Annotated in this window: 6 protein-coding genes; 2 read left to right on the top strand and 4 right to left on the bottom strand. The window is 45.6% G+C overall.

All coding sequences use genetic code 11. From position 1 onward, the window contains the following. Positions 1-331: 331 nt before the first annotated feature. Complete coding sequence (gene syd, locus AEA42_RS02240) at positions 332-982, bottom strand: SecY-interacting protein (protein WP_047537012.1); 651 nt, start codon at positions 980-982, stop codon at positions 332-334. Between the two features lie 59 nt (positions 983-1,041). Between syd and queF the strand changes: the two genes are divergently transcribed. Next, complete coding sequence (gene queF / locus AEA42_RS02235; protein ID WP_037416675.1) at positions 1,042-1,902, top strand: NADPH-dependent 7-cyano-7-deazaguanine reductase QueF; 861 nt, start codon at positions 1,042-1,044, stop codon at positions 1,900-1,902. A 47-nt stretch (positions 1,903-1,949) separates the two neighbouring features. On the opposite strand, the gene AEA42_RS02230 is transcribed toward queF, so the two are convergent. Further along, complete coding sequence (locus tag AEA42_RS02230) at positions 1,950-2,894, bottom strand: LysR family transcriptional regulator (protein WP_055646837.1); 945 nt, start codon at positions 2,892-2,894, stop codon at positions 1,950-1,952. A gap of 122 nt (positions 2,895-3,016) precedes the next feature. Between AEA42_RS02230 and AEA42_RS02225 the strand changes: the two genes are divergently transcribed. Further along, positions 3,017-5,008 (top strand): alkyl sulfatase dimerization domain-containing protein, encoded by a 1,992-nt coding sequence (locus AEA42_RS02225; RefSeq protein ID WP_055646836.1) that lies wholly within the window; start codon positions 3,017-3,019, stop codon positions 5,006-5,008. Positions 5,009-5,072: 64 nt separating this feature from the next. Here the strand turns inward: AEA42_RS02225 and AEA42_RS02220 are convergent, their stop codons facing one another. Both AEA42_RS02220 and AEA42_RS02215 read right to left on the bottom strand, forming a co-directional pair. Continuing rightward, positions 5,073-5,618, bottom strand: coding sequence for a hypothetical protein (locus tag AEA42_RS02220; RefSeq protein WP_055646835.1), 546 nt, complete (start codon positions 5,616-5,618; stop codon positions 5,073-5,075). A gap of 147 nt (positions 5,619-5,765) precedes the next feature. Next, positions 5,766-6,758 carry a 4'-phosphopantetheinyl transferase superfamily protein gene (locus AEA42_RS02215; RefSeq protein WP_055646834.1) on the bottom strand — a complete coding sequence of 331 codons (993 nt, stop codon included), beginning with the start codon at positions 6,756-6,758 and terminating at the stop codon, positions 5,766-5,768. Between the last annotated feature and the right edge of the window lie 17 nt (positions 6,759-6,775).

Genomic DNA, 6,775 nt, shown 5'->3' with positions numbered 1-6,775 from the left:
TCAATCAGTGCCTTAGAGGCCAGCATCAAGCTGTTTAATCGTTTTAGGTGAAGTTCTGGGCAGTATTGGTGTAAAGAATGTTGTAGGATATTGGCTTCGCGCATCTTGTTGTCCAAGTGTAGTTTTTAGCGAAACCATTTGATCATGCAACAAGATGCGCTTCCACCCTAATTTGATGATTTATTTGTAAATCATCAGGGGATTCTTCAGCGCATAGTGTCTAACTTGTCTTGGGATCATCAATAGCCTTGCCTTATTGAAGCGTAAACTCGACAGGCTAGATATGCATGTCGAGTTTACTATCTATAGGCCTTGCTGCATTTCAACGCGCTTAACGCTTACCAATCAGGTTGTGCCACATGCGTTTAAAGCTGGCAAAAATCCCAGGATGCTCGAGCGCTGGCATAGGCAATTCTTCATGTTTCACGGGTGGCGCGATACGTGGCGATAACGCCTCAATAAACGCCGCTAAACTGGGCGCCAATTGGGTAGAGGGAAGCTCGCCGGGGATTTCCACCCATACACTACCATCGGCATTATCCACCGTTAGCATCTTATCGCCTTCATCAAGCAAACCAATAAACCAGGTGGGTGGTTGCTTAAGTTTTTGCTTCATCATCAAGTGACCGATGATATTTTGCTGCAACGCGTCAAAATCCACCTCGTTCCATACCTGTAGTAATTCTCCTGTGCCCCATGGTGAATCAAATAGCACGGGCGCCGCAAAATACTCACCATAGAAGTAATTGATATCAGACCATAATTTAAGTTCAAGTGCATGCTCAACATTCGCAAAGCTGCCTACTTGTTCACGTTTAACAGGTAACCAGCTCACCGCCTCATCGGATGATTCATCAAACTCTCCTTGAATGCACAAAGATGGCTCACCTCGCGGGTAATATCGCGGTAATTCGCCTAAAGTTGATAGGTAAGACTGATGATAGTTTTGCAAAAATTTATCGAGAGCAGGCAGACAAGACACTTAAGCACAATCCAATTTCGGGTATAATGTGCGCCTATTTTGACATGGAAACAGTATTGATGACACAGAATCACGATCCCTATAGTGATGCAAAAGAACTTGCGAGCTTAACTTTAGGTAAAGCTACTGATTACCAAGCCGAGTATGATGCATCGCTGCTGCAAGGGGTTCCTCGCTCACTTAACCGTAACGCTATCAACCTGACTGCGGAGAGTTTACCTTTCCACGGAGCCGATATCTGGACGGCCTATGAGCTGTCTTGGCTAAATGCAAAGGGTAAACCTATGGTGGCTATCGCCGACATTCAGCTAAGTCATGCAAGCCAAAATCTGATCGAGTCAAAATCCTTCAAACTGTATTTAAACAGTTTTAATCAAACCAAATTCGACAATCTCGATGCGGTGCAAAAAACCTTAGTTAAAGATCTAAGTGAATGTGCCCAAGGCGATGTTAACGTTAAGATTATTGAGCCTAAAAGTTTTGGAATTCAACGTGTCGTCGAACTGCCAGGCACTTGCATTGACGATCTGGATATTGAAGTCAGTGATTATGATTTTAATCCTGATTATCTTGAAAACAGCACAGATGAAAAACAGATTGTCGCTGAGACACTCAATTCTAATCTATTGAAATCAAACTGCTTAATTACCTCTCAACCCGATTGGGGCAGTGTGATGATCCGTTATCAAGGGCCAAAAATCGATCGCGAAAAATTACTGCGCTATTTGATTTCGTTCCGCCAACATAATGAGTTTCACGAACAATGTGTCGAGCGAATTTTTGTCGACCTAAAACATTACTGTCACTGTGCTAAGTTAACTGTATACGCCCGCTACACCCGTCGTGGCGGCTTAGACATTAACCCCTACCGCAGTGACTTTGAGCATCCGGGTGAAAGCCACAGGTTAGCCAGACAGTAATGGATACCTTCTTAAAACAATAAGATAAACACGCAAAAAGCGCTGATTCACTCGCTACGAGTCTGAACCAGCGCTTTTTCATTTGTTGTCATGGTACTGGCACTGAGTAATAAACGTCGTAACCATTGATGGCTCGGGTTTTGGGTATATTTACTGCTCCACACCATATATAAATCAATTGGTCTTGTTTTTAGTGGCATAGGTAGTATTTGTAGGCCAAACATTTCAGCGTATTGACTGGCATAACGTAAAGGGGCAATACCTATCGCCTCACTTTTACCTACGGTTGCAAACATACTTAATAGAGAGGACTGTTCACTGTACATCCTGCGCCTTGGTAACACGCCTTCAGTAAACAAATCCCCCGCCGTCAAATTAAAACGCCGCAAATTTAAAAATACGTGTTTCTCCTCAAAATACTGTTGATGAGTAATGGCTCCATGAATACGAGGATGCTGCTTACTGGCAATACAGACTAAACTTTCAGTAAAGAGTAATTTACTTGAGAGCAAAGTTTGCTGCGCAGGTTTAATATCGATCGCCACCGCAACCCGCTCAAGCAAGATATCGCGATATAACTCAGCCTCCTGTGGCGGCGATTCACGAAAAATCACTTCGATATCCGCATCCAACAATAAAGCTTGCACACCTGCTTGCAGCGTTTCAATAACCGACTCATTGGCATATACATAAAAGCGCCGCTGGCTTGAGCGGGGATCAAAATGCTCAAACCCAAGTAATACGGTTTCGATATCGGCCATGGGTTGCTCAAACTTGCGATACATCTCTCTAGCTACTGCGGTTGGTTCAATTCCACGCCCAACCCGAGTAAACAGCGACTCTCCTACCCATGATCTCAATCGGCCAATGGCATTACTCACGGAAGACTGGGTTAAATCTAACTCCTGCGCCGCTTGGGTAAACGAACGTGTACGATAAACCACCATAAACACACGTAATAAGTTTAAATCTAACGGCTTTTGTGTCGGCATAGGGGAAACACTCATTCACAAGATAAATATTACAACCCAAGCTAACTCGAGTTATCTAAATATACAAGCTGGCTATACTCAAACCATCAACGACACAATCCCACTTATTGGTAGGTAAAATGATGCAAAAATCTTTGATGACAATCAGTATTCTCGCCAGCTTCTCCTTAAGCGCAGTCGCCGCTGAACACGAGCATGAACACATCAGCCTGCACTATCAAGGCAAGCCTGCTACCAAACAAACCATAGAGGTGAACAAGGCCACAGCAGCCACCCTTAACTTTGCCGATAAAAAAGCCTTTGAAGCGTTTTCGAAGAATCTTATCGCCGAACTCGATGAACCTACGGCAGCGATTTTACGGGCCGATTTCAGCTTTATTGGCGATAAAACTCCTGACACAGTTAACCCGTCACTGTATCGTCAAGCCCAGCTGAATATGGTGTCTAACGGCTTATACAAGGTCACCGACGGCATCTATCAAGTGCGCGGCACCGACTTAGCCAACTTAACCCTTATCCGCGGTAAAACAGGCTGGATCCTGTATGACGTGCTACTCACCAAAGAATCAGCAAAGTTGTCATTGGAATTTGCGCTTAAACATTTACCAGAGGGCAATGATTTACCTGTGGTCGCGATGATTTATTCCCATAGCCATGGAGATCATTTTGGCGGTTCCCGCGCCATTAAAGACATGTTTCCAAACGTCAAAGTCTATGGTTCCCATAACATCACCAAAGAAATTGTTGACGAAAACGTCCTCGCAGGAAATGCCATGAGCCGCCGCGCCGCCTATCAATACGGCGCCACATTAGAGCGCAATGAGCAAGGCATTGTCGATGCCGCACTTGCCAAAGGCTTATCCAAAGGCGAAGTCACCTATGTAAAACCCGATATCACCCTTAACAGCAAAGATAAATGGGAAACGCTGACTATCGATGGTATCGAAATGGTGTTTATGGATGCCTCGGGTACAGAAGCTGCGTCGGAAATGGCCACCTATATTCCCTCAATGAAGGCCCTATGGACGGCTGAACTCACCTACCATGGCATGCACAACATTTACACCTTACGTGGGGCAAAAGTACGGGATGCCATCAAATGGTCTAAAGATATCAATGCATTGCTAACACGCTTTGGTGATGATGCGCAGGTACTGTTTGAAGCACACTCCGCGCCCGTGTTTGGTAATACGGATGTCAACGCCTACTTAAGAATGCAAAGGGATAACTATGGCCTAGTCCATAATCAAACCCTGCGTTTAGCCAATAATGGGGTGGGTATTCAAGATATTGGCGATGCGATTCAAACCACAATCCCCAAAGCCGTGCGCGATACTTGGTACACCAATGGTTATCACGGCACCTATAGCCACAATGCTAAAGCCGTGTACAACATGTATTTAGGCTATTTTGATATGAATCCGGCCAACTTAAACCCACTACCCACAAAGGATGAATCCGCCAAATTTGTTGAGTATATGGGCGGCGCTAACGCCGTGCTTAAACATGCCAAAACCGACTATGCCAAAGGCGAATACCGTTTTGTAGCCACCGCACTCAATAAAGTGGTGATGGCAGAACCTAATAACACAGAAGCCAGACAATTACTTGCCGATACCTATGAACAACTGGGTTATCAAGCCGAAGGCGCTGGCTGGCGCAATATTTATCTGACGGGTGCCCAAGAGTTACGCACAGGAGTCCAGCCCGGTGCACCTAAATCAGCCTCAGCTGATATTTTAGGTGAAATGGATATCTCAACCCTGTTTGACTTTCTCGCCGTCAAAGTCGATAGCATCAAGGCAGCAGAGCTTGGGCTGTTAAGGCTTAATGTGATTAATCCTGACACTAAAGAAACGCTCTATGTAGAGCTAAGCAATGGTAATTTAAGCAATATTCAAGTTGATAAGCCGATGGAGGCTGATACCAATCTTTATATTGATAAGCGTTATATTACCGGTATTTTACTCGGTAAAACGACCCTTAAAGACTTGCTGGCTAACGGCAGTGCCAAACTGGAAGGCGATAAAACCGCTTTCGGTAAAATTATGTCAACCTTAGTCCAGTTCGATGCCAACTTTGAAATTGTCCCACTACCACCGATTACCAAGTAGATAATTCAACGCCCTGAATATTCAGGGCGTTTTTATAGGATGAGGATGTGAAATTCACACAAGATTAGTTTGTAGAAGTCGTTGCAGCAGGAGTGGCTTTACACTCCAGTAATAACTGCTGAAAATGCGCGCCTAAATCCTGCTGAGCAAATTGCTCACTCGCCAGTGCCATTTGTTTAAGGCTTTGCATTGCTTGATCTAATCCTTGCTGCTCAATAAGGTTTTTCGCATAGGCCGCGGCATCGGCGCCCTTTTGCAGCAAGCTTGCCACTTGATCAAAACTCACCTCTTGTTCCATTAGCTTCTGTAGGTCGCCGAGTAATTCTGTCACCTTGGCCGACTCCACTAAGGCGCCTTCGACATTCACTAACTTACCTAAGGGATCTTGCGTCAGTTTCTCTGTCACGCAGGCCGACACTGTGCCCGCCGCCGCACTTTGAGCCACAACATCGAGTCCGCGGCTACGAATTTGCTCAACCACTTGCTGCAGTTGCGGATCTTGAGCAAGCCATGCCTGCTCTAATTGCTGTTTTTCATCGCCACCAAAGTAGCCACAGCCACCGAGCAGCAGCAAAGTGCTAGTCGACAAAAGGCATTTGAATTTCATCATTAACAACCTTATCAGTGAGTTCTCTTACATGACTATAGCGAGCGAGGTTTAATCTAAAATGAATAATCAAGGAAGGAATAACAAACTCAGCTAAAAGAACCGTAATCTAAATTCAAAGTGACTCATTGCAAGCAAAAGCCTTATCCGCTACTGAGTACATTTGACGACTGAGCATGCCGCCAGTAATCCGGTGATACTGGTTAGCTGCATGGAAATCGCCACATTCCCCAAGCTATGACTATGCATTAAGCTCAAACCAAAACGATATTCATCATTGAGCCGACCAAAGTAACCCTGCCAATGCTGTACACCAGAGGTTGTGGCATCGAGTGCTGATCCAGGTTCAATTAGCAGCTTAATATTGGAATAAAGCTGAATATGTGAGGGGAGTTGAAGATAAGAGCGGTGCTTAGCTTGGCTTGGTGAAGCAACGTTCTGCCACTGATTAAGCTCAACCCAGTTACGGGGTTCGGCAGCTTGCAGCGCGCCATCATCAACCGCCAGCAAACTGTTTGGTGCTAAGTCAAAGGCAAAGGATTTCAGTGACTGTGCAAGGCCCAAACCCGTAGCCTTGATGTAGGATTCCTTTAGCGCCCAAAGATCAAAAAAGCGCTGCCGCTGCGCATCTTCACCTTCAAGGGCTAATAAGCCTTCGGCTTCAATCGGGGAAAAATAATGATTAAGGATCGGGTAAATATTAGTGCTGGCGCGGGAGCGCTCGATATCCACTCCCAAGCCTAGACGGGGCTTCGCTGTTATAACGGCTGCGTCCGTATCATCATCTTGCGCTAAGGCAATCAATAACCAGTCGCCACTGTGGCTTAAGTTAAACTCCATGCCAGTACACAGAAACTGCTCATGGCTGAGGCCGGGTTTGCCCTTTTCACCGTATTCAAAACACCAGTCCTGCGGCGCAATCAGTCGTTGGGAGGAGTAAGGTGAGGCTCCACCACGAGATTGCAGTCCTTGGGATAAGACGCAGCGCAGCGCCGCTCGCACCAATAAGCCATTCATTTGTGCCTTGGGTGCCCGGTAACGCGCCACTTTAGCGCGCTCGTCCTCACTCAAGAGCGCCATACAGGCACTCGTGCTGGCCGTATCCATTTCGGTTAATGGTATAAAAAAAAGCTCAATATTCATTAAGTTATCTCAATAAC

Source organism: Shewanella sp. Sh95, from assembly GCF_001308045.1.
Taxonomy (GTDB): domain Bacteria; phylum Pseudomonadota; class Gammaproteobacteria; order Enterobacterales; family Shewanellaceae; genus Shewanella; species Shewanella xiamenensis.
Note: the sequence above shows the minus strand (reverse complement) of the source record. Positions and strands in the feature narration are given on the sequence as shown.